This window comes from Pseudomonas sp. GQ91 (genome assembly GCF_059758795.1).
Genome location: NZ_JCAXED010000020.1, coordinates 13,965 through 38,669 on the forward strand (window position 1 = coordinate 13,965; position 24,705 = coordinate 38,669).

The 24,705-nt window shown below is 58.7% G+C and carries 22 protein-coding genes; 7 read left to right on the top strand and 15 right to left on the bottom strand.

The annotated features are described in order from the left end of the window. Positions 1-57 precede the first annotated feature (57 nt). From AC6CIA_RS24085 to AC6CIA_RS24135, 11 genes are all read right to left on the bottom strand, one after another. Positions 58-732: a NuoB/complex I 20 kDa subunit family protein gene (locus AC6CIA_RS24085; protein ID WP_339528450.1), complete on the bottom strand. Its 675-nt coding sequence runs from the start codon at positions 730-732 to the stop codon at positions 58-60. A gap of 10 nt (positions 733-742) precedes the next feature. Further along, positions 743-1,156 (bottom strand): NADH-quinone oxidoreductase subunit A, encoded by a 414-nt coding sequence (locus tag AC6CIA_RS24090; RefSeq protein ID WP_339528451.1) that lies wholly within the window; start codon positions 1,154-1,156, stop codon positions 743-745. A gap of 657 nt (positions 1,157-1,813) precedes the next feature. Beyond that, positions 1,814-3,139 carry an isocitrate lyase gene (gene aceA / locus AC6CIA_RS24095; protein WP_084378054.1) on the bottom strand — a complete coding sequence of 442 codons (1,326 nt, stop codon included), beginning with the start codon at positions 3,137-3,139 and terminating at the stop codon, positions 1,814-1,816. 507 nt (positions 3,140-3,646) lie between these two features. Next, the gene (locus tag AC6CIA_RS24100) at positions 3,647-4,372 is read right to left on the bottom strand and encodes a secretin N-terminal domain-containing protein (RefSeq protein ID WP_498315624.1); all 726 of its coding nucleotides are present in this window, start codon (positions 4,370-4,372) and stop codon (positions 3,647-3,649) included. 230 nt (positions 4,373-4,602) lie between these two features. Next, a complete protein-coding gene (locus AC6CIA_RS24105; protein WP_498315625.1) occupies positions 4,603-5,025 on the bottom strand; it encodes a GNAT family N-acetyltransferase in 423 nt (140 codons plus the stop codon). Continuing rightward, positions 5,018-6,184 carry a ribosomal protein uL16 3-hydroxylase gene (locus AC6CIA_RS24110; protein WP_498315626.1) on the bottom strand — a complete coding sequence of 389 codons (1,167 nt, stop codon included), beginning with the start codon at positions 6,182-6,184 and terminating at the stop codon, positions 5,018-5,020. The genes AC6CIA_RS24105 and AC6CIA_RS24110 overlap by 8 nt, the downstream gene beginning before the upstream one ends. Before the next feature lie 84 nt (positions 6,185-6,268). After that, positions 6,269-7,639 carry an adenylosuccinate lyase gene (purB, locus tag AC6CIA_RS24115; RefSeq protein WP_034098692.1) on the bottom strand — a complete coding sequence of 457 codons (1,371 nt, stop codon included), beginning with the start codon at positions 7,637-7,639 and terminating at the stop codon, positions 6,269-6,271. A gap of 126 nt (positions 7,640-7,765) precedes the next feature. After that, entirely contained in the window at positions 7,766-8,389 is a 624-nt protein-coding gene (gene hflD, locus AC6CIA_RS24120; protein ID WP_084378049.1) for a high frequency lysogenization protein HflD, read from the bottom strand. Next, positions 8,386-9,510 (bottom strand): tRNA 2-thiouridine(34) synthase MnmA, encoded by a 1,125-nt coding sequence (gene mnmA / locus AC6CIA_RS24125; RefSeq protein WP_498315627.1) that lies wholly within the window; start codon positions 9,508-9,510, stop codon positions 8,386-8,388. The genes hflD and mnmA overlap by 4 nt, the downstream gene beginning before the upstream one ends. 59 nt (positions 9,511-9,569) lie before the next feature. Further along, entirely contained in the window at positions 9,570-10,016 is a 447-nt protein-coding gene (locus tag AC6CIA_RS24130) for an NUDIX hydrolase (protein WP_498315628.1), read from the bottom strand. 148 nt (positions 10,017-10,164) lie between these two features. After that, positions 10,165-12,390 carry an NADP-dependent isocitrate dehydrogenase gene (locus AC6CIA_RS24135; protein ID WP_498315629.1) on the bottom strand — a complete coding sequence of 742 codons (2,226 nt, stop codon included), beginning with the start codon at positions 12,388-12,390 and terminating at the stop codon, positions 10,165-10,167. 494 nt (positions 12,391-12,884) lie between these two features. Between AC6CIA_RS24135 and icd the strand changes: the two genes are divergently transcribed. Then, a complete protein-coding gene (gene icd, locus AC6CIA_RS24140) occupies positions 12,885-14,141 on the top strand; it encodes an NADP-dependent isocitrate dehydrogenase (RefSeq protein ID WP_498315630.1) in 1,257 nt (418 codons plus the stop codon). A gap of 83 nt (positions 14,142-14,224) precedes the next feature. On the opposite strand, the gene cspD is transcribed toward icd, so the two are convergent. Continuing rightward, positions 14,225-14,491 carry a cold shock domain-containing protein CspD gene (gene cspD / locus AC6CIA_RS24145; RefSeq protein ID WP_084378044.1) on the bottom strand — a complete coding sequence of 89 codons (267 nt, stop codon included), beginning with the start codon at positions 14,489-14,491 and terminating at the stop codon, positions 14,225-14,227. Between the two features lie 218 nt (positions 14,492-14,709). Here cspD and clpS point away from each other — a divergent pair, with 218 nt between their 5' ends. Further along, positions 14,710-15,099 carry an ATP-dependent Clp protease adapter ClpS gene (gene clpS / locus AC6CIA_RS24150; protein ID WP_498315631.1) on the top strand — a complete coding sequence of 130 codons (390 nt, stop codon included), beginning with the start codon at positions 14,710-14,712 and terminating at the stop codon, positions 15,097-15,099. Between the two features lie 29 nt (positions 15,100-15,128). Further along, the gene (gene clpA, locus AC6CIA_RS24155) at positions 15,129-17,399 is read left to right on the top strand and encodes an ATP-dependent Clp protease ATP-binding subunit ClpA (protein ID WP_498315632.1); all 2,271 of its coding nucleotides are present in this window, start codon (positions 15,129-15,131) and stop codon (positions 17,397-17,399) included. Between the two features lie 182 nt (positions 17,400-17,581). Here clpA and infA read toward each other — a convergent pair whose 3' ends face one another. From infA to aat, 3 genes are all read right to left on the bottom strand, one after another. Continuing rightward, the gene (gene infA, locus AC6CIA_RS24160; protein WP_002553999.1) at positions 17,582-17,800 is read right to left on the bottom strand and encodes a translation initiation factor IF-1; all 219 of its coding nucleotides are present in this window, start codon (positions 17,798-17,800) and stop codon (positions 17,582-17,584) included. Positions 17,801-17,900: 100 nt separating this feature from the next. Further along, positions 17,901-18,608 carry an arginyltransferase gene (locus tag AC6CIA_RS24165; RefSeq protein ID WP_339528463.1) on the bottom strand — a complete coding sequence of 236 codons (708 nt, stop codon included), beginning with the start codon at positions 18,606-18,608 and terminating at the stop codon, positions 17,901-17,903. A 55-nt stretch (positions 18,609-18,663) separates the two neighbouring features. Next, positions 18,664-19,344 (bottom strand): leucyl/phenylalanyl-tRNA--protein transferase, encoded by a 681-nt coding sequence (gene aat, locus AC6CIA_RS24170; RefSeq protein WP_498315633.1) that lies wholly within the window; start codon positions 19,342-19,344, stop codon positions 18,664-18,666. A 532-nt stretch (positions 19,345-19,876) separates the two neighbouring features. Between aat and AC6CIA_RS24175 the strand changes: the two genes are divergently transcribed. Genes AC6CIA_RS24175 through crcB form a run of 4 tightly spaced genes read left to right on the top strand, consistent with a single transcriptional unit; the run spans position 19,877 to position 24,692 of the window. Next, a complete protein-coding gene (locus AC6CIA_RS24175) occupies positions 19,877-22,285 on the top strand; it encodes a DNA translocase FtsK (protein WP_498315634.1) in 2,409 nt (802 codons plus the stop codon). 59 nt (positions 22,286-22,344) lie between these two features. Continuing rightward, positions 22,345-22,968 carry an outer membrane lipoprotein periplasmic chaperone LolA gene (lolA, locus tag AC6CIA_RS24180; RefSeq protein ID WP_339528466.1) on the top strand — a complete coding sequence of 208 codons (624 nt, stop codon included), beginning with the start codon at positions 22,345-22,347 and terminating at the stop codon, positions 22,966-22,968. Between the two features lie 27 nt (positions 22,969-22,995). Then, entirely contained in the window at positions 22,996-24,321 is a 1,326-nt protein-coding gene (locus AC6CIA_RS24185; RefSeq protein WP_498315635.1) for a replication-associated recombination protein A, read from the top strand. After that, positions 24,318-24,692: a fluoride efflux transporter CrcB gene (crcB, locus tag AC6CIA_RS24190; RefSeq protein ID WP_084378035.1), complete on the top strand. Its 375-nt coding sequence runs from the start codon at positions 24,318-24,320 to the stop codon at positions 24,690-24,692. Before AC6CIA_RS24185 ends, crcB begins: the two co-directional genes overlap by 4 nt. Positions 24,693-24,705 lie beyond the last annotated feature (13 nt).

The following is a 24,705-nucleotide window of genomic DNA, read 5'->3' on the forward strand; positions in this document are numbered from 1 at the left end:
TTCGGTCAACGTAAAGAATGAAGCCAGGTTTTCGTTCTATGGAAGAAGCGGTCTGGATCAGACTTCGTCGGGGCTGCGCAGGTTGGTTACCTGAATACGCTGTTCGCGGCGCGTTTCCTTTTGTGACGGCATCTCGGCGCGGTATACGCCTTGATCTCCGACAACCCAGGAAAGTGGGCGACGCTCCTTGCCAATCGACTCTTGCAAGAGCATCAAGCCTTGCAGGAATGCTTCAGGGCGGGGCGGGCAGCCAGGCACGTAGACGTCCACGGGCAGAAACTTGTCCACTCCCTGAACCACGGAGTAGATGTCGTACATGCCACCGGAGTTGGCGCACGAACCCATGGAGATAACCCACTTCGGTTCGAGCATTTGCTCGTAGAGGCGCTGAATGATCGGCGCCATCTTGATAAAGCAGGTACCGGCGATAACCATGAAATCCGCTTGGCGCGGTGATGCCCGGATTACTTCGGCGCCAAAGCGCGCGATGTCGTGGGGCGCCGTGAAGGCGGTGGTCATTTCCACGTAGCAGCAGGACAGACCGAAGTTGTACGGCCACAGGGAGTTTTTACGCCCCCAGTTGACCGCACCGCTCAGTACGTCTTCCAGCTTGCCCATGTAGATGTTTTTGTGGACTTGGTCTTCTAACGGGTCGGAAACGGTTTCCCGTTCGCCGATGGGGTACTGCTCGTTAGGAGCATCCGGGTCGATCCTGGTGAGATTGTATTGCATCGCCAAAGCCTCATTGTTTCAGCTTCGCTTGCCGCTTGCGACGAGCTTCCGGAGCCCAGTCAAGGGCGCCCACTCGAAATAGGTAGACAAGGCCTGCCAACAGAATTGCTATGAAAATGAGAGCTTCGACGAATCCGGTCCAGCCGCTTTCGCGGACGGACACAGACCAGGCAAAGAGAAAGAGGGCTTCGATATCGAAGATCACGAAAAGCATCGCGACCAGATAGAATTTGGCTGAGAGCCGCAAGCGGGCGCCACCTGTAGGTAGCATGCCGGACTCGAACGGTTCGTTTTTGCTGCGACCCCAGGCTTTTGACCCCAGGAGGCTGGATACACCGAGCATGAAGGCGCACAGGCCGACGACGCCTAGAAGGAAAATGGCAAAGCCCCAGTTGTGGGCCATGAGTCCTGTCGCTTCGGGCATGCTGGTAATCCTTAACAGAGAGCAAAGGTCTCTGAGCGTGATAAAGAAATAAAACAGTGACGATATGTCGCAGCGCAATCAATCGCGGTGATTTTATGGCTAAACACCGAGCAAGTAAAATTTGCAGAGCGAAAATATTCGATGGAATAAGGACATAGTGCACCTTTGTGGGGCTATAGCCCAGTCACTACGGGCATTAGCTTGATTTTCATCAATGATGTTTTGTTTAGGGTGTAACGAAGTTTTGTTTCTCTAAATGATAATGAATATTGTTTGCGTGGGTTTTAAGCGGGTGCCGGGTGCTTGGCGGGGAAAGTTGTTGTTACTTGCCCGTATGGCGCAAGTTGATGACGCGGATCTTTTAACCGATTTGTCCGAAGCAAATACCGCCCTGGATCAATGTTTTGCTCAAAACCTTCAGGCTACGCACATTTCCCAAGGTGGGAGGGGCTTGCTCCCGATGGCGGTGATTCAATCAACAGATGTATCAGCTGGCACACCCTCATCGGGAGCAAGCGCCTCCCACATTTTGATGTTCAGGGTAGGGAGGATTTTTGCGCAGGCAAAAAAAACGCCCCGAACCAGTCGGGGCGTCAGATCGTACGGCATTGCGGTTAGCTCTTTAACGGATCCGCAATGGCCGTGTACTCAGGTCACTCAGTGGAACTGTTCTTCTTCGGTCGAACCGGTCAGCGCGGTCACGGACGAGGTGCCACCCTGGATCACGGTGGTCATGTCGTCGAAGTAGCCGGTGCCCACTTCCTGCTGGTGGGCCACGAAGGTGTAGCCTTTGGCGGCGTCAGCAAATTCCTGTTCCTGCAGCTTCACGTAGGCGGTCATGTCGTTGCGGGCGTAGTCGTGCGCCAGGTTGAACATGCTGTGCCACATGTTGTGAATGCCGGCCAGGGTGATGAACTGATGCTTGTAGCCCATGGCGGACAGCTCGCGCTGGAACTTGGCGATGGTCGCGTCGTCCAGGTTCTTCTTCCAGTTGAAAGAAGGCGAGCAGTTGTAGGACAGCAGTTGGTCCGGGTATTCCTTCTTGATCGCTTCAGCGAAACGACGCGCTTCTTCCAGGTCTGGCTTGGCGGTTTCGCACCAGATCAGGTCAGCATACGGCGCATACGCCAGGCCGCGGGCGATAGCCTGGTCGAGGCCGGCGCGTACCTTGTAGAAGCCTTCCTGGGTGCGCTCGCCGGTCACGAACGGCTGGTCGTACGGGTCGCAGTCCGACGTCAGCAGGTCCGCCGCGTTGGCGTCGGTACGGGCGAGGATGATGGTCGGTGTACCGGCAACGTCGGCCGCCAGGCGAGCAGCGGTCAGTTTTTGCACGGCTTCCTGGGTCGGAACCAGCACCTTGCCGCCCATGTGGCCGCATTTCTTCACTGACGCAAGCTGGTCTTCGAAGTGAACGCCGGCGGCGCCTGCCTCGATCATGCTCTTCATCAGTTCGTAGGCGTTCAGTACGCCGCCGAAACCGGCTTCGGCATCCGCCACGATCGGGGCGAAATAGTCGATGTAGCCTTCGTCGCCTGGGCCTTTACCGGCTTTCCACTGGATCTGGTCGGCGCGGCGGAACGAGTTGTTGATGCGCTTGACCACGGTCGGTACGGAGTCCACCGGGTACAGCGACTGGTCAGGGTACATGGACTCGGCGGAGTTGTTGTCCGCGGCCACTTGCCAGCCGGACAGGTAGATCGCCTGGATGCCGGCCTTGACTTGCTGCACAGCCTGGCCGCCGGTCAAGGCGCCCATGCAGTTGACGAAATCTTTTTCGGGACGGAAGGACGGTTTGGCGCCCTGGGTAACCAGGTTCCACAGCTTCTCTGCGCCCAGTTTTGCAAAGGTGTGCTCAGGTTGAACCGAGCCACGCAGGCGGACGACGTCAGCAGCGGAGTAAGCGCGTGTCACGCCTTTCCAGCGTGGGTTTTCAGCCCAGTCTTTTTCAAGGGCTGCAATTTGCTGTTCGCGTGTCAGTGCCATGGGGAAAAACCTCGTCGCGTCTTTTGTGGAAAAACTACTGGGTTGAAAATTCCGTTTGCCAGCCACGTATTCAGAGCGTGGATATGGCTGCTCGCTGACCAGAAGCTTAGGCGCTCAAGTCAGGTCTGGCGGGGAAGGCGACGGATGAACGATGGGCTCAAGGGGGAAGTGAGCAGGTAGAGGCGAACCGAGAACAGTCTTCAGGCGTCGTGGGCCTTCATACGATCCAACAGTGTATTGCCAGGTTACCTAGTTACGCTTCCGTCCCTCGGGACAACTTCGTTCCAGTCGCAACCTCGTCAAACACACCTTGTGGGCGGTACAGACACGAATCGGCTCAGGGGGGTAACTTAGAGCGACGATCCGAAGGCCCTTGCCAGGGCCCCTGATCAGCGGGAGCGAGGCCATCATGCCCATGCTTTTTTGGATCGTCAAATGTTTTGTAGTGCTTTTTTTAAAGCACTACATCTTTGGTCTAATACGACTCATCAGTCAGTTTTTGGTGCTTCAGTTCAGGCTTTCGACTTTGACCCGCAGGGTCAGGTCATCGCGCCCTTGAGTCGAGTACGTGCGGGTTGCGCCTTGTTTGTCGGCCTGGGTCTGACGATTGATGCCGGCGAGGGTGATCCACTCGCCCAGGCGTCCGCTGACGGTTGTGTCGGTACTCTGCACATTCACTACATCGGGACGTTCCTGACTCATGCGGTCACGATTGGTACTGATGCTCAAGTGGACGGTCTCGCCGGTGACGCTGGCGGTGACGTAGAAACCCTGGGTGACGTTGCGGTATTGGGTCTGGTTTTGCAGGCGGCCATAGGTGTCCGGCTGGGTGGTGGTCAGCGGCACGCTCTGGCCTACCTGGATCAATGCCGGTACGCCTTCGCTGGCCTGGATCTGCTGGATGCCACCATCACGGCTAGCGGTGCTGTAAGTGATGATGTGGGTATTGCTTTGTTGATTGTTTTCATTGGTGTCGACGGTGATCAGCAGGCGCTTCGCCGGCGTGTCGAGCTGCGCCAGGAAGGTACGCAGTGCCTGGATCTTGTCTGGCTCGGCATTCACGATGAGTTGATTGCCGTAGGCGCTGACGCTGCCGTCCTTGCCAATGAAATGCTGTGCCACTGGCAGCAGGTCTGCGCTGGTGCGGTTGCTCAGGGGGACGATCTCGGTGGCTGCTGTCACAGGAAGACTGGTGCTCAGGAGCAGGGCGATGAGCAGGGTGCGTAGGGACATGTCCGTTATCTCTGCGAGTCATTTAGGCTTGATAGTGCCAGTTTGTCGGCCTGGCGGGTCACAAGTTGAATCGTAGACGGCAAAATGCCCTGGCATGGCAGGGCATTTGTGGTGCTGCTTAAATAGCTTTCGCGAGCAAGCCCGCTCCCACACTTGACCGGGTATATCCTGTGGAATGCGGTCAAATGTGGGAGCGGGCTTGCTCGCGAAGGGGGCAACGCGGTCCCGAATCAGTCCCCGCGCACCATATCAACATGAGGGATCCCCACTTCGAGGAACTCATCGCTGACAATCTTGAAGCCCAGGCGCTCGTAAAAGGGCGCGGCATAGACCTGTGCGCTGAGAAACTGCCTGGTCTGCCCGCGCCTTTCGGTTTCGGCGATCACCGCTTCCATCAAGGCGTCACCGACTTTCAGGCCGCGCCAGTCCTTGAGGACCGATACGCGGCCAATCTCGCCGCTGGGCAGCAGGCGAGCGGTGCCAATCGGAAAGTCGCCTTCGAAGGCGAGGAAATGCACCGCGCCATCGTCATCGGAATCCCACTCCAGCTCAGGTGGAACCGATTGCTCGGCGATAAACACGGCTTCACGAATGCGCCGGATCTCGGCGTTGTCCTTTAGCCAGTCTGCGACACGTACGCGAATTTTATTCATCGGCAAACCCCAGGCTTCCTTGCTTGACCAGTTCACACAGCAGGTCGCGGCCGTCTTCATCCGCCAGCCATGGGCCGAGGTTGTCGATGTGCAAGGCGTCGGCGGCACAAATCATCTTCAGCAGCTCGCGCAGTTTGCCTGGCAGGTAACGGCTCTGGCCGCTGGCGAACAGCAGCAGGTCGTCATCGACTTCGGACCACGCCAGGCGTGCGCTTGGGTTGCGGATCAGTACCGCGCCCTGTTCCAGGCTGCCGAGGAAGTCGTCTTCTTCCAGTTCAGGACCCACGACCAGCTCCGGATAGCGCGGCTCGGTCATGAACTGGCCGAACCAGGTCAGCAGCATGCGCTCGTCGCTCATGTGCTCGGCCAACAGGCCCTTGAGGCGGTCGAGGGCGTCGTGCTGGATCTGGTGCGGATCGCTGACAGGTTGGGCGTCGGCGTCGGTGTAGCGCTCTTCGTCAGTCAAGTATTGGCTGAGGAAATCGGTGAAGTGCGTCAGCACCTCGGCAGCGCTTGGCGCGCGGAAGCCGACTGAGTAGGTCATGCAGTCATCGATGGCAACGCCACAATGCGCGAGGCGCGGGGGCAGGTAGAGCATGTCGCCGGGTTCCAGTACCCACTCGGCGGTCTCTTCGAAATCCGAGAGAATGCGCAAGTCGGCATGTTGCAGCAGCGAGCTTTCGGAATCGCACATCTGGCCGATTTTCCAGCTGCGCTTGCCGGCACCTTGCAGCAGGAACACGTCGTAATTGTCGAAGTGCGGGCCGACGCTACCGCCAGGTGCGGCAAAGCTGATCATCACATCGTCAATCCGCCAGCTCGGCAGGAAGCGGAAGTTTTCCAGCAGTTCGGCGACTTCCGGCACGAACTGATCGACGGCCTGTACCAGCAAGGTCCAGTCGCGTTCGGGCAAGTTGCTGAAGGCATCTTCGGCAAACGGGCCGCGACGCAGTTCCCAGGGGCGCTCGCCGTGCTCGATCACCAGGCGCGACTCGACTTCTTCTTCCAGAGCCAGTCCGGCCAGTTCGTCGGCGTCGATCGGGCTTTCGAAGTCAGGGATGGCCTGGCGGATCAGCAGCGGTTTTTTCTGCCAGTAGTCGCGCAGGAACTCCCGTGCCGTGATGCCGCCTAGAAGTTGCAGAGGAATATCAGGATTCATGTGTAACCTATTGAAAAAAAGCACTTTTCATACGGGAATAAAAACGCCCGGCGCTGCCGGGCGTCTCAAGGGCTCAGGCCGCGATCAGATGCGTTTGGCTTGCGCTACAGCGTTGCCGATGTAGTTGGCCGGAGTGAGCAGTTTCAGCTCGGCCTTGGCGGCTGCCGGCATGTCCAGGCCATCGATGAACGTTTGCAGCGCTTCAGGGCTGATGCCCTTGCCACGTGTCAGCTCTTTCAGTTTCTCGTACGGATTTTCGATGTTGTAGCGGCGCATCACGGTCTGGATCGGTTCGGCCAGCACTTCCCAGCAAGCATCCAGGTCTGCGGCAATCTTCTGCTCGTTGAGTTCCAGTTTGCTGATGCCTTTGAGGCTGGCTTCGTACGCGATCACGCTATGGGCAAAGCCCACGCCGAGGTTGCGCAGTACGGTGGAGTCGGTCAGGTCGCGCTGCCAGCGGGAGATTGGCAGTTTGCTGGCCAGGTGTTGGAACAGCGCGTTGGCGATGCCGAGGTTGCCTTCGGAGTTTTCGAAGTCGATCGGGTTGACCTTGTGCGGCATGGTCGACGAGCCGATTTCACCGGCAATCGTGCGCTGCTTGAAGTAACCCAGGGAGATGTAGCCCCAGATATCGCGGTCGAAGTCGATCAGAATGGTGTTGAAGCGCGCGATCGCGTCGAACAGCTCGGCGATGTAGTCGTGAGGTTCGATCTGCGTAGTGTACGGGTTGAAACCCAGGCCCAGCTCGTCTTCGATAAAGGCGCGAGCGTTGGCTTCCCAATCGATTTCCGGGTACGCCGACAGGTGGGCGTTGTAGTTGCCCACGGCGCCGTTGATTTTGCCCAGCAGCGGCACGGCGGCGACTTGGGCGATCTGGCGCTCCAGGCGATAGACCACGTTGGCCAGCTCTTTGCCCAGGGTCGTCGGCGAAGCCGGTTGGCCGTGGGTGCGCGACAGCATTGGCACGTCGGCAAAGCGGATCGCCAGTTCGCGGATGGCGTTGGCGGTCTGGCGCATCAGCGGCAGCATCACGTCATCACGGCCTTCGCGCAGCATCAGGGCGTGGGACAGGTTGTTGATGTCCTCGCTGGTGCAGGCAAAGTGGATGAATTCGCTGACCTGGGCCAGTTCCGGCAGCTTGGCCGCTTGCTCTTTGAGCAGGTATTCGATGGCTTTTACGTCGTGGTTGGTGGTGCGCTCGATCTCCTTGACGCGCTCGGCGTGTTCCAGGGAGAAGTTTTCCGCCAGGGTGTTCAGTACAGCGTTGGCTTCGGCGGAAAACGCCGGCACTTCGCTGATGGCGGGGTGGGCGGCCAGGCGCTGGAGCCAGCGCACTTCAACCAGGACACGAGCACGGATCAGGCCGTATTCGCTGAAAATCGGGCGCAGGGCCTGGGTTTTGCCGGCGTAGCGGCCGTCTACAGGGGAAACCGCAGTGAGCGAAGAAAGCTGCATGGGGTGCTCTCGGACAGTCGGGCAACGAAATGGGGCGCGTATCATACATGAAAAAATCCGCCGGTCCGTTGCCAACTGACCGGCGTATTACGCGTGACGCTCTGAAAAAAGGCCTGTTGCTGCGACTTATTCGTTGCGCATCAACGGGTAAAGCTCTTTAAGCAATTTGCGACGACTGATGACCAGTTGCCAACGATGGCCGCCCAATTGCCGCCATAGCCGCGCCGAACGAATGCCGGCCAGCAGCAGGGCACGGATTTTCGAGGCGTTATTCGGTTGTTGCAGGTTGCGCATGTCTCCGTGGACCTGGATTCGTTGGCGCAGCGTGCTGAGGGTGTCCTGGTACAGCGCGCCACAGGCAGCGACCACGTTTTCGTGGGCCGGGCCGAAATGCTCGACCTGGGACTGGATTTGCGGCAGGCGCTTGCCGATGGTTTCCAGCAGGTCGTCGCGCTTGGCCAGTTGTCGCTCAAGGCCGAGCATCGACAGCGCATAGCGCAGCGGCTCGCGCTGCAGGGTGCTGGGGTCACGTTCCAGGGCGCCGATCAGCGCACGATAACCTTCGCGCAGGGCCAGGTCGTCGCCGCCGTAGACTTCCAGGGTGTCCTTGGGGTCGCGGATCAACAGACTGCCGAGCATGCAGGTCAGGCCCGACTCGGTGACCTGTCCGGTCTTGGCGATCTTGTCCACCAGCACCGCGGCGAGAAATACCCCGCCCAATGCCGTTAATTGCTCTTGGGTCGGGCTCATGCCTGGCTGCTCCAGGGTTCGGCGACTTCAATCACGCCGCCTCCCAGGCAAATTTCGCCGTCATAGAACACCACCGACTGGCCGGGCGTAACAGCGCGCTGTGGATCATCGAAGGTGGCGCGATAACCGCTGGCGGTTTTTTCCAGGGTGCAGGACTGGTCGCTCTGGCGATAGCGCACCTTGGCCGTCAGTTGGCGCGGAGTGCTCAGGTCGATCGGGTTGACCCAATAGATGTCCGAAGCGAGCAGGGCGCCGGAGAACAGCCATGGGTGATCGTTGCCCTGGCCAACGATCAACTCGTTGTGCTCCAGGTCCTTGACCAGCACGTACCACGGCTCTTCGCTCGCATCTTTCAAACCCCCGATGCCCAGGCCCTGGCGCTGACCGATGGTGTGGTACATCAGGCCGTGGTGGCGGCCGATGACTTCCCCTTCAGTGGTTTTGATCTCACCTGGCTGCGCGGGTAGGTATTGCTTGAGGAAGTCGCTGAAGCGGCGCTCGCCGATAAAGCAGATGCCGGTGGAATCCTTCTTCTTGGCGGTGGCCAGGCCGTGTTTTTCGGCAATCCTGCGCACCTCGGGCTTTTCCAGTTCGCCCACCGGGAACAGCGTTTTGGCGATCTGCTCGCCGCCGACGGCGTGCAGGAAGTAGCTCTGGTCCTTGTTCGGGTCCAGGCCCTTGAGCAGTTCGGTGCGCCCGTCGATGTCACGGCGACGTACGTAGTGGCCGGTAGCAATCAGCTCGGCGCCCAACATCATGGCGTAGTCGAGGAACGCCTTGAACTTGATTTCGCGGTTGCACAGGATGTCCGGGTTCGGCGTACGACCAGCCTTGTATTCGGCCAGGAAATGCTCGAACACGTTATCCCAGTACTCGGCGGCGAAGTTGGCGGTGTGCAGCTTGATGCCAATCTTGTCGCAAACCGCCTGGGCGTCCGCCAGATCGTCCATGGCGGTGCAGTATTCCGTTCCATCGTCTTCTTCCCAGTTCTTCATGAACAGGCCTTCCACCTGATAACCCTGCTCCATGAGCAGGACGGCGGAAACGGAAGAATCCACGCCGCCGGACATACCGACGATGACGCGCTTCTTTTGGGTGTCAGAAGGGGCTGGATCACGCATAGGATTTCAACGGGTGTCTTTAAAAAGGACGCGATTCTAGCAGGCTGGAGCGCGCAAGGCTAAAGAGAAGGGCGGATCAATTCGAGACTGTGGCGAAAGCCTGCCAGATAATCATCAATGCAGCGGATGATCAGCTCGCTGCGCCAGTCCTCGCGCAAGGCTATCAATTCGTCGCGAGTCAGCCAGCGGGCGCGAACAATGCCTTCATCCAGTTGATAGTCGGGGTGGTGTTTCAAGGCTTTGGCGACAAAGCACACCCGCTGGTACGTCACGCCGTTGCTGGGGGCGGTGTACAGGTAAATCCCGACGATGCCGGTGGCTTCGACATCCCAGCCGGTTTCTTCGAGGGTTTCGCGCACGGCGGCCTCGGTCAGGGTTTCGTTCGGGTCCAGGTGGCCGGCCGGCTGATTGAGCACGGCGCGGCCGCCCTTGAGTTCCTCGACCATCAGGAAGCGGCCGTTGTCTTCGACGATGGTGGCGACGGTGATGTGGGGTTGCCAGGTCATTAAAAACCTCGATTCAGAGTGTGACGCGGTCGGTGTGGGAGCGAGCAAGCCCGTTCCCACATTTGGATCCGGTTTCTTCGGCAAAATCGCAGTCTCCGGAAACAGAAACCCCGGCACAAGGCCGGGGCTTCTGTGCATCCTTACAACCTTACTTCAGCTTGGCAATCGCCGCGTTGAAGGTGTCGCTCGGGCGCATGGCCTTGCTGGTCAGTTCGGGGTTCGGTGCGTAGTAGCCGCCGATGTCCGCTGGCTTGCCCTGGACGGCGTTGAGTTCGGCAACGATGGTTGCTTCGTTCGCGGTCAGGGTCTTGGCCAGTTCGCCAAACTGCGCTTGCAGTGCAGTGTCTTCGGTCTGTGCGGCCAGGGCCTGAGCCCAGTACAGCGCCAGGTAGAAGTGACTGCCGCGGTTGTCGATGTTGCCGACTTTGCGCGATGGCGACTTGTTGTTGTCGAGGAACTGGCCGGTGGCCTGGTCCAGGGTCTTGGACAGTACCAGGGCTTTCGGGTTGTTGTAGTTCACACCCAAATGCTCAAGGGACGCAGCCAGGGCCAGGAACTCGCCCAGGGAATCCCAGCGCAGGAAGTTCTCTTCCACCAGTTGCTGCACGTGCTTCGGAGCCGAACCGCCGGCGCCGGTTTCGAACAGGCCGCCACCGTTCATCAGCGGCACGATCGACAGCATCTTGGCGCTGGTGCCCAGTTCCATGATCGGGAACAGGTCGGTCAGGTAGTCGCGCAGTACGTTGCCAGTGACGGAGATGGTGTCCAGGCCCTTGCGGGTACGTTCCAGAGTGAACTTCATCGCGTCGACCGGCGACATGATGCGGATGTCCAGGCCTTCGGTGTTGTGGTCCTTCAGGTAGGCCTGGACTTTCTCGACCACGACGCCGTCGTGAGCGCGCAGCGGGTCCAGCCAGAAAACGGCTGGCGTGTTGCTGGCGCGAGCACGGTTGACGGCCAGTTTGACCCAGTCCTGGATCGGTGCGTCTTTGGTCTGGCACATGCGGAAGATGTCGCCGGCTTCGACAGCCTGTTCCATCAGCAGGTTGCCCTGGCTGTCGGTGACGCGGACGACGCCGTCAGCCTTGATCTGGAAGGTCTTGTCGTGGGAGCCGTACTCTTCGGCTTTTTTCGCCATCAGGCCAACGTTTGGCACGCTGCCCATGGTGGTCGGGTCGAAGGCGCCGTTGGCCTTGCAGTCTTCGATCACCGCCTGGTAGATGGTGGCGTAGCAACGGTCCGGGATCACGGCCTTGGTGTCGTGCAACTGGCCGTCGGTGCCCCACATCTTGCCGGAGTCACGGATCATGGCCGGCATCGAGGCGTCGACGATCACGTCGCTCGGCACGTGCAGGTTGGTGATGCCTTTGTCCGAGTTGACCATCGCCAGCGATGGGCGCGCGGCGTAGACCGCCTGGATGTCGGCTTCGATCTGTGCTTGCTGCTCGGCCGGCAGGGCCTTGATGCGAGCGTACAGGTCGCCAATACCGTTGTTCAGGTTAAAGCCGATCTGTGCCAGCACGTCAGCGTGCTTGGCGAGGGCGTCTTTGTAGAACTCGGCGACGATCTGGCCAAACATGATCGGGTCGGAGACCTTCATCATGGTCGCCTTCAAGTGAACCGAGAGCAGCACGCCTTGTTTCTTGGCGTCTTCGATTTCGCCGGCAATGAACGCGCGCAGGGCGTTTTTGCTCATCACCGAGCAGTCGAGAATCTCGCCGGCCTGTGCGCTGGTTTTCTCTTTCAGGACGGTGGCGGTGCCGTCTTTGGCGATCAGCTCGATTTTGACAGCATCGGCGGCTTCGATCTGTACGGCTTTTTCACTGCCGTAGAAGTCACCCGTGCTCATGTGAGCGACGTGGGACTTGGAGTCTTTAGCCCAGGCGCCCATTTTGTGCGGGTGCTTGCGCGCGTAATTCTTGACCGACAGCGGTGCGCGGCGATCGGAGTTGCCTTCGCGCAGGACCGGGTTCACGGCGCTGCCCTTGACCTTGTCGTAACGTGCGCGGGTTTCTTTTTCCGCGTCGGTGGTTACGGTTTCCGGGTAGTCCGGCAGGGCGTAGCCCTGGGCTTGCAGCTCTTTGATCGCGGCTTGCAGCTGCGGCGTCGAAGCGCTGATGTTGGGCAGCTTGATGATGTTGGCTTCAGGGGTGACGGCCAGGGCGCCCAGTTCGGCGAGGTGGTCGGCTACGGCCTTGGTGCCCAGTTGCTCGGGGAAGCTTGCGAGGATGCGCCCTGCGAGGGAGATGTCGCGGGTTTCAACGGCAATATCAGCAGAAGCGGTGAAGGCTTCCACGATAGGCAACAGTGAATAGGTGGCGAGGGCTGGAGCTTCGTCGGTGAAGGTATAGATGATCTTCGAGCGGGTGGGCATATTCGGATTAACTCTCTTCTTTGCTAAAAGCGTGCGCAGAAACTCGAGATGCGCCGGGTAAAGCGCGTTCGTTCAAAGTCATCCATGAGCGAAATGTCGATGTTTCTTCGCGGTGATGTTGGGTTGCATCAGTCGAGCGTCAAGCGGGTGGGCTACTGTAGTAGTCCGGCTTTTCTGGCGGAGGGGCTCAGTTTAGAGCTGTCGGCCGTCGTGACTCTTTGGTCAGCGGCGGCATTATACATAGGTCGCTATGCTTACGCCGAGCCTTCATACAAAAGGTGTGTCGTCCATTGGTCTAAAGGTCGCAGGGGCGGAGGTGCGCCTAAAGTCGCACGAAGTGCTCAGGTTTGGCACTTTTCCCTTGTGTTTCAAGCTTGTAGGCGACTGATTCGGCTTTTTTCGTGGCAAATTTGCCGGGCGTGAGGTTTCGGTCCACATTTAACTGGAGTAGGCTCGGACGCAGCCAGATGTTTAATCCACAAACGGAGTTCAGCATGGGATACAAGAAGATTCAGGTTCCGGCAGTCGGCGACAAAATCACCGTCAATGCAGACCATTCTCTCAATGTTCCTGACAACCCGATCATCCCCTTCATCGAAGGTGACGGTATTGGCGTCGACATCAGCCCTGTGATGATCAAGGTTGTCGATGCAGCTGTTGACAAGGCTTACGGCGGCAAGCGCAAGATCTCCTGGATGGAGGTGTATGCCGGCGAGAAAGCCACTCAGGTTTACGATCAGGACACTTGGCTGCCTCAGGAAACCCTGGATGCGGTCAAGGACTACGTGGTTTCCATCAAGGGCCCGCTGACCACGCCGGTCGGTGGTGGTATCCGTTCGCTGAACGTCGCCCTGCGCCAGCAGCTTGACCTGTATGTATGCCTGCGCCCGGTGCGCTGGTTCGAAGGCGTGCCGAGCCCGGTCAAGAAGCCCGGTGATGTGGACATGACCATCTTCCGGGAGAACTCCGAGGACATTTACGCCGGGATCGAGTGGAAAGCCGGTTCCCCGGAGGCGATCAAGGTCATCAAGTTCTTGAAGGAAGAAATGGGGGTCACCAAGATCCGTTTCGACCAGGATTGCGGCATCGGCGTCAAGCCGGTCTCCAAGGAAGGCACCAAGCGCCTGGCGCGCAAGGCCCTGCAATATGTAGTCGATAACGACCGCGACTCGCTGACCATCGTGCACAAAGGCAACATCATGAAGTTCACCGAAGGTGCCTTCAAGGAATGGGCCTACGAAGTGGCGGCTGAAGAGTTCGGCGCGACCCTGCTTGATGGCGGTCCGTGGATGCAGTTCAAGAACCCGCGCACCGGCAAACATGTCGTGGTCAAGGACGCCATCGCCGACGCCATGCTCCAGCAGATCCTGCTACGCCCGGCCGAATACGATGTGATCGCTACCCTGAACCTCAACGGTGATTATCTCTCCGACGCCCTGGCGGCGGAAGTGGGCGGGATCGGCATTGCGCCGGGCGCCAACCTGTCCGATACCGTGGCCATGTTCGAGGCTACCCACGGTACCGCGCCGAAATACGCCGGCAAGGATCAGGTCAACCCGGGTTCGTTGATTCTCTCGGCGGAAATGATGCTGCGGCACATGGGATGGACCGAGGCCGCCGACTTGATCATCAAGGGCACCAACGGTGCGATTTCGGCCAAGACCGTTACCTATGACTTCGAGCGCCTGATGGACGGTGCCAAGCTGGTGTCGTCGTCGGGGTTCGGGGATGCGTTGATTTCCCACATGTAATGCCGCGGTTGTAAAAAAAACCGGCCTTCCTGATTACTCTGGGTGGCCGGTTTTTTATTGCCTGGCGCTTGCTCGGTGGCTTGTCAGGCCAGTTGCTCTTTTGATTCTTGAGCAAGGCCTTCCTGGGCTTTGCCAGCGATTACCGGAGCACTGATATTTACTGCATGCCTGCCTTTGGGTGCTTCAATGATCTCAAAGGACACTTCCTGGCCCGCTTTCAGCGTCTTATAACCCTCCATGACGATGGCGGAGTAGTGCGCAAAAAGGTCTTCATCCTTGCCTTCTTCATTTATGAAGCCATAGCCCTTGGCGTTGTTGAACCACTTGACCTTACCGCTTGCCATGCTCATATCCCTCTGCACCAGACTCCATCACTGGAGTATCATCCAGTTCATCCGTCCTAACCCGAATAAATAAGGTTGACTGCGCGGACCTTTTTTACCCACTGTGGGTTCTATTGGTTGTAACACTGATTTTCCGATAGTCAAGGTGGCCAGTCGGTTGGAGTTGAATTTCTGACAGGTCGCCCCCACCACTGTATTTGCACAACTGACGAACCTTTCTTTCCATGCATGCAATCAGCCAGATTCGACTAACATTCAATCAGGACCGCCCGACTTTCCACCAGGATGACCAGGAAGGTCACGAACATGACGACGGTTCTGCAGGCATTGCTGTTCAGGAAGCAAAGCCGGCTTTACAGGCACCGCCGATGTACAAGGTGGTTTTGTTCAATGATGACTACACGCCGATGGATTTCGTCGTAGAAGTACTCGAGGTGTTTTTTAACCTGAACCGCGAGTTGGCGACCAAGGTAATGCTGGCCGTTCATACAGAAGGACGGGCAGTATGTGGAGTGTTTACCCGCGACATCGCCGAGACCAAGGCCATGCAGGTCAACCAGTACGCCAGGGAAAGCCAGCATCCGCTACTCTGTGAAATCGAGAAGGACGGTTAACTCCGACCACTTGGGTATGAGGTGAAGCTATGTTAAACCGCGAGCTCGAAGTCACCCTCAATCTTGCCTTCAAGGAGGCTCGCTCGAAACGTCATGAATTCATGACCGTCGAGCACCTGCTGCTGGCACTTTTGGATAACGAAGCTGCTGCCACCGTTTTGCGGGCGTGCGGCGCCAACCTCGACAAGCTCAAGCATGATCTGCAGGAGTTTATCGACTCCACGACGCCACTGATCCCGGTTCATGACGAGGACCGTGAAACCCAGCCGACGCTGGGCTTTCAGCGGGTATTGCAGCGTGCTGTCTTTCACGTACAGAGCTCCGGCAAGCGCGAAGTCACGGGCGCCAATGTATTGGTTGCCATCTTCAGTGAGCAGGAAAGCCAGGCCGTGTTCCTGCTCAAGCAGCAGAGCGTTGCCCGTATCGATGTCGTCAACTACATCGCCCACGGTATCTCGAAAGTGCCAGGGCACGGCGATCCTTCCGAAGGCGAGCAGGATATGCAGGACGAAGAAGGCGGTGAGCCGTCGTCTTCGGGCAACCCGCTGGATGCGTATGCCAGCAATCTCAATGAACTGGCGCGCCAGGGGCGGATTGACCCACTGGTAGGGCGTGAGCTTGAAGTGGAGCGCGTAGCGCAGATCCTCGCGCGTCGGCGCAAAAACAATCCGCTGCTGGTAGGCGAGGCGGGCGTGGGCAAGACCGCGATTGCCGAAGGCCTGGCCAAGCGTATCGTGGATAACCAGGTACCTGACTTGCTGGCCAACAGCGTTGTCTATTCCCTGGATCTCGGCGCGTTGCTCGCCGGGACCAAGTACCGTGGCGACTTCGAGAAGCGCTTCAAGGCGTTGCTTGGCGAACTGAAAAAACGCCCCCAGGCGATTCTCTTCATTGATGAAATCCACACCATCATTGGCGCTGGAGCGGCTTCCGGCGGAGTGATGGACGCTTCCAACCTGCTCAAGCCGTTGTTGTCGTCGGGTGATATCCGCTGCATCGGTTCGACCACGTTCCAGGAATTCCGTGGGATCTTCGAAAAAGACCGCGCGTTGGCGCGGCGTTTCCAGAAGGTCGACGTGTCCGAGCCTTCGGTCGAAGACACCATCGGTATCCTGCGCGGTCTCAAGGGGCGGTTTGAAGCGCACCATGGCATCGAGTATACCGACGAAGCCTTGCGTTCCGCCGCCGAGCTGGCGTCGCGCTATATCAATGACCGGCACATGCCGGACAAGGCGATCGATGTGATCGACGAGGCGGGGGCTTATCAGCGCCTGCAGCCGGTCGAGAAGCGCGTGAAGCGTATCGATGTGCCCCAGGTCGAGGATATCGTGGCGAAAATCGCGCGAATTCCGCCGAAACACGTCACCAGTTCCGACAAGGAGCTGCTGCGTAACCTGGAGCGCGACCTCAAGCTGACGGTGTTTGGCCAGGATGCTGCGATCGATTCGCTGTCGACGGCGATCAAGTTGTCCCGTGCGGGCCTCAAGTCGCCGGATAAACCGGTCGGTTCGTTCCTGTTTGCCGGGCCTACCGGCGTCGGCAAGACCGAAGCGGCGCGGCAGTTGGCCAAGGCTATGGGGATCGAACTGGTGCGGTTCGACATGTCCGAGTACATGGAGCGTCACACTGTGTCGCGCCTGATCGGTGCGCCTCCGGGTTATGTCGGTTTCGACCAGGGCGGTCTGTTGACCGAGGCGATCACCAAGCAGCCGCATTGCGTATTGCTGCTGGATGAGATCGAAAAGGCTCACCCGGAAGTCTTCAATCTGCTGTTGCAGGTCATGGACCACGGGACCCTGACCGATAACAACGGACGCAAGGCGGACTTCCGCAACGTGATCGTGATCATGACCACCAACGCCGGTGCCGAAACGGCCGCGCGGGCTTCGATCGGCTTTACTCATCAGGATCACTCTTCCGATGCCATGGAAGTGATCAAGAAGAGCTTCACGCCGGAATTCCGTAACCGCCTGGACACCATCATCCAGTTTGGTCGCCTCAGTCATGAGGTGATCAAGAGTGTGGTGGACAAGTTCCTTACCGAGCTTCAGGCGCAGTTGGAAGACAAGCGCGTGCAACTGGAGGTCACGGAGGCGGCACGCAGCTGGATCGCCGAAGGCGGCTACGACGCGGCAATGGGGGCTCGCCCAATGGCGCGCCTGATCCAGGACAAGATCAAGCGTCCGCTGGCCGAGGAGATTCTGTTTGGCGAATTGTCCGACCATGGTGGCGTGGTGCATATCGATCTGAAGGATGGCGAGCTGACCTTCGAGTTCGAAACCACGGCTGAAATGGCCTGATAGCGGTGCTCATGCAGGAGCGAGCTTGCTCGCGAAGAACGTCAACGATAACGCATGCTTTCCGGTTCAATGCGTTGTCCTGGGTTTTTCGCGAGCAAGCTCGCTCCTACGGATAATGCACCACCATAAATCCTGCGCACACAAAAACGCCCGGCATAACCGGGCGTTTTGTATTGACTTGCTTAACGAGCGCGGTAAGTGATGCGCCCTTTGCTCAAGTCATAGGGCGTCAGTTCGACGCGCACTTTGTCACCGGTAAGAATACGAATGTAGTTCTTGCGCATCTTGCCGGAGATATGCGCGGTTACGACGTGCCCATTTTCCAACTCCACACGAAACATGGTGTTGGGCAGGGTGTCGACGACAGTGCCTTCCATTTCGAAGCTGTCTTCTTTCGACATGCAGTAAAGCCCTCGGTATCCAGTGAATGGCCCGGTGCAACTGCGCCAGGCAAAAGCGGCGTGCATTGTGCCCGAAAAAGGGTGTTTAAGCCAAGGGGTTCTAGTTAAGCGTGACCCATCTTTGATTAATCAGCAGCTCAATGGGCCGATATTGGGTCTTGTAGTTCATCTTTTTGCAGTTCTTGATCCAATATCCAAGGTAGACCGCCTCCAGTTTCAGCCGGCGTGCTTCGCTGATTTGCCAGAGAATGGCAAAACGCCCCAGGCTGCGGCGATCTTCGTCGGGTTCGTAGAAGGTGTAGACCGCCGACAGGCCATTGGGTAGCAGGTCAGTGACGGCAACCGCCAGCAGTCGGCCTTCAAGGCGAAACTCGTAGAAGCGCGAAAACGGCAGTTCACGCACCAGAAAGGTGGAAAACTGATCGCGACTGGGGGGGAACATGTCGCCATCGGCGTGGCGTTGTTCGATATAGCGTTGGTAAAGGTCAAAATATTCTTCGCTGAACCCTGGCTTGGCGGGTGTCACAGTCAGGTCGGCGTTGCGCTTGAGAATGCGTTTCTGGTTTCGATCCGCCAGGAACTGATCCACGGGAATGCGCGCCGGAACGCAGGCGTTACAGTGTTGGCAGTGTGGCCGGTAAAGATGATCGCCACTGCGCCGAAACCCCATCTCTGACAAGTCGGCGTAGACATGCACGTCCATTGGCTGGCTGGGATCGAGGAACAGCGTGGTGGCCTGCTCATCGGGCAGATAGCTGCAAACGTGAGGTTGAGTGGCATAAAACTTCAAGCGCGCCAGCTCGGTCATGATCAGCCCTCGGATAAGCTTTGAAACAAGTGTAAGCCACGCGTGAGCAAGTCGCCTAAGAAACCCATGCTGCGCCGCTGGCCTGGTCCAGGTGGTCGCGCAAAAAGCCGGCAAACACGCTGCGGGGTATGGCGCGGGCACCCAGGCTATGCAGGTGGTCGGTGGGCATCTGGCAATCGATCAATACGAAGCCCCAGGCCTGTAATTGCCTGACCAGCGTTACGAAGCCGACTTTCGACGCGTTGTCGGCGCGGCTGAACATGGATTCACCAAAAAACAATTGGCCCATGGCCAGGCCGTACAAGCCGCCGACCAGTTCGTCCTGGTCCCAGACTTCAACAGAATGGGCGTAGCCGCGTTGATGCAGTTGCAGGTAGGCATTCTGCATCGCTTCGGTGATCCAGGTGCCGTCCGCGTAGCTGCGGGGCGCGGCGCAGGCCTGGATCACGGCGGCGAAGTCCTGGTCGAATGTCACCTTGTAGCGCTGCTGGCGCAGTAACTTGCCCAGGCTGCGGGAGACATGCAGTTCGTCGGGGAGCAATACCGTGCGCGGGTCGGGCGACCACCAGAGTATTGGCTGACCCTCCGAAAACCAGGGAAAGCAACCATGACGGTAGGCCTGGATCAGTCGGTCAGCAGACAAGTCCCCGCCGGCCGCGAGCAGGCCGTTGGGTTCACGCATGGCTTTTTCCAGCGGTGGAAACGTCAGGGTATTGCGTTGTAACCAGGTGAGCATGGTATTCAGGCTTACGGAAGGGGAGGGCGGTGACAGGCCTGGGCCCATCGCGATATGCAGTGATTATTGTCGACCAGGCGCGGCGCGGCCAGCTTCATCGCACAATCAGCGCGCCGATGCGTGAGCGGGTGTTTCTGCAACTCTGTGGCGGGGGCGTGGTCGTAATCGCGTCATATCATGGTCCATTGGGCGGATGACGAGAGGTGATCCTCGGCAAAGCTTGTCCAGTCTGATAAAAACAGGGCATAAGCCTTTGTCAGCAAAGACAATGCATGCTCAAATTGAAATGCCTGAAAAATGCGCTTGGCTATCTTGTGCAGAGCAAGGCCGCGGCGTGGCAACGGGTACACAAACCCGTACAATGGCCGCGCTGGATCCTTGTAGGCAGGCGTTACCGCCATTCATGATTCAGTTACAGAGTGTTAAAAGGAGTGTTGATGACGCTCGTTCATTTTTCAGCTGTCCGGATTGGGCAGTATTTTCGCAGTCATTCAACAGTTGGACGCGCTAAAGGCGCAGGAAAAGACCAGTTTTGAAGAAATCCGCCGCAGCACCTAAAACAGCAGTAGTTCCGGCCTGGCGCCAGCATCTGCACTATCGGCTCAAGGAAGGCGCGCTGATTGCCATCGGTGCGTTATGCCTGTTCCTGATGATGGCCTTGCTCACCTATGGCAAGGATGATCCGGGCTGGAGCCATAACAGCAAGATCGATGATGTGCAGAACTTCGGCGGGCCCGTGGGCTCCTACAGCGCCGATATCCTGTTCATGATCCTCGGCTATTTCGCCTATATCTTTCCGCTGTTGCTGGCTATCAAGACCTGGCAGATCTTCCGTCAGCGGCATGAACCGTGGCAGTGGAGCGGCTGGCTGTTCTCCTGGCGCTTGATCGGCCTGGTTTTCCTGATCCTGTCTGGCGCCGCGTTGGCGCATATCCATTTTCATGCGCCCACCGGATTGCCGGCGGGTGCGGGCGGGGCCCTGGGTGAAAGCCTGGGCGATCTGGCCCGCAGGGCAATGAACATTCAGGGCAGCACCTTGATGTTCATCGCGTTGTTCCTGTTTGGCTTGACGGTCTTTACGGATTTGTCCTGGTTCAAGGTCATGGACGTGACCGGCAAGATCACCCTCGACCTGTTCGAGCTGTTCCAGACCGCCGCCAACCGCTGGTGGTCGGCGCGGGTGGAGCGCAAGCGCATGGTTGCGCAGTTGCGTGAAGTCGATAGCCGTGTGAACGAAGTCGTGGCGCCGAGTACGCCGGATCGTCGCGAACAGGCCAAGGTCAAGGAGCGGCTGATCGAGCGTGAGCAGGCCCTGACCAAGCACATGACGGATCGCGAGAAACAAGTGCCACCGGTGATCGCTCCGGCACCGGCCAAGGCACCCGAACCAAGCCATCGTGTGCAGAAGGAAAAGCAGGCGCCGTTGTTCATCGATAGCGCGGTTGAAGGCACCTTGCCACCGATTTCGATCCTCGACCCTGCGGAGAAGAAACAGCTCAACTATTCTCCGGAATCGTTGGCTGCGGTTGGCCACCTGCTGGAAATCAAGCTCAAGGAATTTGGCGTCGAAGTCGCGGTGGACTCGATTCACCCCGGTCCGGTGATTACCCGTTACGAAATCCAGCCGGCCGCCGGCGTCAAGGTCAGTCGCATCGCCAACCTGGCCAAGGACCTGGCGCGGTCGCTGGCCGTGACCAGCGTGCGCGTGGTGGAAGTGATCCCCGGCAAGACCACGGTCGGCATCGAGATTCCGAATGAAGATCGACAGATCGTGCGCTTCTCCGAAGTGCTTTCGACGCCTGAGTACGACAACTTCAAGTCTCCGGTCACCTTGGCATTGGGCCATGACATCGGCGGCAAGCCCGTCATCACCGACCTGGCGAAAATGCCGCACTTGCTGGTGGCCGGTACGACCGGTTCCGGTAAGTCGGTGGGGGTGAACGCGATGATCCTGTCGATCCTGTTCAAGTCTGGCCCGGAAGACGCCAAGCTGATCATGATTGACCCGAAAATGCTCGAACTGTCCATCTATGAAGGCATTCCGCACCTGCTGTGCCCGGTGGTGACGGACATGAAGGACGCCGCCAACGCCCTGCGCTGGAGCGTCGCCGAGATGGAGCGCCGCTACAAGCTGATGGCGAAGATGGGGGTGCGCAACCTGTCCGGCTTCAACGCCAAGGTCAAGGAAGCCCAGGACGCCGGCACACCGCTGACCGACCCGCTGTACAAGCGCGAAAACATTCACGATGAAGCGCCGCTGCTGAGCAAGCTGCCGACCATCGTCGTGGTGGTCGATGAATTTGCCGACATGATGATGATCGTCGGCAAGAAGGTCGAGGAACTGATCGCGCGGATCGCGCAAAAAGCCCGTGCGGCCGGTATTCACTTGATTCTGGCGACCCAGCGGCCGTCGGTGGATGTGATCACCGGTCTGATCAAGGCCAACATTCCGACCCGCATGGCGTTCCAGGTGTCGAGCAAGATCGACTCACGGACCATCATCGACCAAGGCGGGGCCGAGCAACTGCTGGGCCACGGCGACATGTTGTACATGCCTCCGGGTACCAGCCTGCCGATTCGTGTTCACGGTGCCTTTGTGTCCGACGATGAAGTGCATCGGGTGGTGGAAGCCTGGAAAATGCGCGGCGCTCCGGAGTACAACGACGATATTCTCAACGGCGTCGAAGAAGCCGGCAGCGGCTTTGAAGGCGGCAGTGGCGGTGGCGACGACGATGCTGAAACCGACGCGCTGTACGACGAGGCAGTGGCGTTCGTGCTGGAGAGTCGCCGTGCCTCGATTTCCGCGGTGCAGCGTAAACTGAAAATCGGCTACAACCGCGCCGCCCGCATGATCGAAGCCATGGAAATGGCCGGCGTCGTGACCGCTATGAACACCAACGGTTCGCGCGAAGTCATCGCTCCAGGGCAGATGCGCGACTGACTCACGTGTCGCGTGACAACACGCGGCACGCCCTTCACACGAATTCTATGAGGACTCTCATGCGCCTTATCCGCATGCTGTTGTTGCCAGCACTGGCCCTGACCACGTTTACGGCGCACGCCGATCCGGCGTCCGTCGCGAGCCTGACCAATCTGCTGGACAAATCCAAGACGCTGACGGCGCGCTTTTCCCAGATGACCCTGGACGGCAGCGGCACCCAATTGCAGGAAACCGCTGGCGAAATGGCGGTACAGCGTCCGGGTCTTTTCTTCTGGAAAACCGACGCACCGAATGAGCAGACCATCGTCTCTGACGGCAAGAAAGTCACGTTGTGGGACCCGGACCTGGAACAAGCGACCATCAAGACCCTTGACCCGCGCCTGAGCCAGACGCCGGCATTGCTGCTGTCGGGTGATGTGTCGCAGATCAGCGAAAGTTTCGACATCACGTCCAAACAACAAAGCGGTGTGATCGACTTCACCCTCAAGCCCAAGTCCAAGGACACCCTGTTCGACACCCTGCGTCTGTCATTCCGTAACGGCGTGATCAACGACATGCAACTGATCGACAGCGTCGGCCAGCGCACCAATATCCTGTTCACCGGCGTCAAGGCCAACCAGCCGGTCGCCGCTTCCACGTTCAAGTTCGACGTGCCCAAGGGTGCCGACGTGATCCAGGAATAAACTGCCTAGAGGTTTCAAACGCTGCCCATGGACCTGTTTCGAAGTGACCCGATTGCCCAGCCTTTGGCAGCGCGCCTGCGCTCGACGAATCTGGACGAATATGTCGGGCAAGAGCACTTGCTCGCTCGCGGTAAGCCCCTGCGCGAAGCCCTGGAGCAGGGTGCGCTGCATTCGATGATTTTCTGGGGGCCGCCAGGCGTGGGCAAGACCACCCTGGCCCGGCTGCTGGCGAAAGTCTCTGACGCACACTTTGAAACGGTCTCGGCGGTGTTGGCTGGCGTGAAGGAGATCCGCCAGGCGGTGGAAGTTGCCAAGCAGCAGGCGGGTCAGTACGGCAAGCGCACGATTCTGTTCGTCGACGAGGTGCACCGCTTCAACAAGTCGCAGCAGGATGCATTCCTGCCTTATGTGGAAGACGGCACGCTGATATTTATTGGCGCGACCACCGAAAACCCGTCCTTTGAGTTGAACAACGCCTTGCTGTCCCGAGCGCGAGTCTATGTGCTCAAGAGCCTTGACGAAGCGGCGATGCAAAAGTTGCTGCAGCGCGCGCTTACCGAAGACAAGGGCTTGGGCAAGCGCCAGTTGAGCCTGAGCGAGGAAGGTTTCAAGATTTTGCTCAGCGCCGCTGATGGCGATGGTCGGCGTTTTCTCAATCTGCTGGAGAATGCCTCCGACCTGGCGGAGGATGGCGGGGAAATCGGCGTCGACCTGCTGCAAAGCCTGCTGGGCGATACCCGTCGGCGTTTCGATAAAGGCGGTGAAGCGTTCTACGATCAGATCTCCGCGTTGCACAAGTCAGTGCGCGGTTCCAACCCGGACGGCGCGTTGTACTGGTTTGCCCGCATGATCGACGGTGGCTGCGATCCGTTGTACCTGGCGCGACGCGTGGTGCGCATGGCCAGCGAAGATATCGGCAACGCCGATCCCCGAGCCTTGAGCCTGTGCCTGGCGGCCTGGGAGGTGCAGGAACGACTGGGCAGTCCGGAAGGCGAGTTGGCGGTGGCCCAGGCCATCACGTATCTGGCCTGCGCGCCGAAAAGCAACGCGGTGTACATGGGCTTCAAGTCGGCATTGCGTGCCGCCGCCGAGCACGGTTCGCTGGAAGTGCCGCTGCATCTGCGCAATGCGCCGACCAAGCTGATGAAACAGTTGGGTTATGGTGATGAATACCGTTATGCCCATGACGAGCCGGATGCCTATGCCGCCGGTGAAGACTATTTTCCAGAGGCGCTCGAGCCTCAGCCGTTCTACCAGCCGGTGCCGCGCGGCCTGGAGTTGAAGATCGGTGAAAAGCTCAATCATTTGGCCGCACTCGATCGTTTGAGTCCGCGGCAGCGGAGAAAATCATGATTCCCTTGGTCGTTGCTGTCTCGGTGGGCGGGGTTGCGGGTACGCTATTGCGTTTTGCGACGGGCAATTGGGTTAACGCCAATTGGCCGAAACACTTCTATACCGCGACGCTGGCCGTTAATATCGTGGGCTGCCTGCTGATCGGCATGTTATACGGCCTGTTTTTGTTACGCCCGGAGGTGCCTGTTGAGGTGCGTGCCGGGTTGTTGGTGGGCTTCCTTGGCGGCTTGACCACTTTTTCATCCTTTTCACTGGATACCGTGCGCCTGCTGGAAAGCGGGCAAGTGCCGCTGGCTATAGGCTACGCGGCCATCAGTGTATTCGGCGGGCTGCTCGCCACCTGGGCCGGCCTGTCCCTGACCAAACTTTGATAACGAGAGACCG

What these genes read in the sequence shown, in the direction of transcription:
- AC6CIA_RS24085 (WP_339528450.1), bottom strand. Translation starts at nt 732, where the DNA reads ATGCAATACAATCTCACCAGGATCGACCCGGATGCTCCTAACGAGCAG.
- AC6CIA_RS24090 (WP_339528451.1), bottom strand. Translation starts at nt 1,156, where the DNA reads ATGCCCGAAGCGACAGGACTCATGGCCCACAACTGGGGCTTTGCCATT.
- aceA (WP_084378054.1), bottom strand. Translation starts at nt 3,139, where the DNA reads ATGGCACTGACACGCGAACAGCAAATTGCAGCCCTTGAAAAAGACTGG.
- AC6CIA_RS24100 (WP_498315624.1), bottom strand. Translation starts at nt 4,372, where the DNA reads ATGTCCCTACGCACCCTGCTCATCGCCCTGCTCCTGAGCACCAGTCTT.
- AC6CIA_RS24105 (WP_498315625.1), bottom strand. Translation starts at nt 5,025, where the DNA reads ATGAATAAAATTCGCGTACGTGTCGCAGACTGGCTAAAGGACAACGCC.
- AC6CIA_RS24110 (WP_498315626.1), bottom strand. Translation starts at nt 6,184, where the DNA reads ATGAATCCTGATATTCCTCTGCAACTTCTAGGCGGCATCACGGCACGG.
- purB (WP_034098692.1), bottom strand. Translation starts at nt 7,639, where the DNA reads ATGCAGCTTTCTTCGCTCACTGCGGTTTCCCCTGTAGACGGCCGCTAC.
- hflD (WP_084378049.1), bottom strand. Translation starts at nt 8,389, where the DNA reads ATGAGCCCGACCCAAGAGCAATTAACGGCATTGGGCGGGGTATTTCTC.
- mnmA (WP_498315627.1), bottom strand. Translation starts at nt 9,510, where the DNA reads ATGCGTGATCCAGCCCCTTCTGACACCCAAAAGAAGCGCGTCATCGTC.
- AC6CIA_RS24130 (WP_498315628.1), bottom strand. Translation starts at nt 10,016, where the DNA reads ATGACCTGGCAACCCCACATCACCGTCGCCACCATCGTCGAAGACAAC.
- AC6CIA_RS24135 (WP_498315629.1), bottom strand. Translation starts at nt 12,390, where the DNA reads ATGCCCACCCGCTCGAAGATCATCTATACCTTCACCGACGAAGCTCCA.
- icd (WP_498315630.1), top strand. Translation starts at nt 12,885, where the DNA reads ATGGGATACAAGAAGATTCAGGTTCCGGCAGTCGGCGACAAAATCACC.
- cspD (WP_084378044.1), bottom strand. Translation starts at nt 14,491, where the DNA reads ATGAGCATGGCAAGCGGTAAGGTCAAGTGGTTCAACAACGCCAAGGGC.
- clpS (WP_498315631.1), top strand. Translation starts at nt 14,710, where the DNA reads ATGCATGCAATCAGCCAGATTCGACTAACATTCAATCAGGACCGCCCG.
- clpA (WP_498315632.1), top strand. Translation starts at nt 15,129, where the DNA reads ATGTTAAACCGCGAGCTCGAAGTCACCCTCAATCTTGCCTTCAAGGAG.
- infA (WP_002553999.1), bottom strand. Translation starts at nt 17,800, where the DNA reads ATGTCGAAAGAAGACAGCTTCGAAATGGAAGGCACTGTCGTCGACACC.
- AC6CIA_RS24165 (WP_339528463.1), bottom strand. Translation starts at nt 18,608, where the DNA reads ATGACCGAGCTGGCGCGCTTGAAGTTTTATGCCACTCAACCTCACGTT.
- aat (WP_498315633.1), bottom strand. Translation starts at nt 19,344, where the DNA reads ATGCTCACCTGGTTACAACGCAATACCCTGACGTTTCCACCGCTGGAA.
- lolA (WP_339528466.1), top strand. Translation starts at nt 22,345, where the DNA reads ATGCGCCTTATCCGCATGCTGTTGTTGCCAGCACTGGCCCTGACCACG.
- AC6CIA_RS24185 (WP_498315635.1), top strand. Translation starts at nt 22,996, where the DNA reads ATGGACCTGTTTCGAAGTGACCCGATTGCCCAGCCTTTGGCAGCGCGC.
- crcB (WP_084378035.1), top strand. Translation starts at nt 24,318, where the DNA reads ATGATTCCCTTGGTCGTTGCTGTCTCGGTGGGCGGGGTTGCGGGTACG.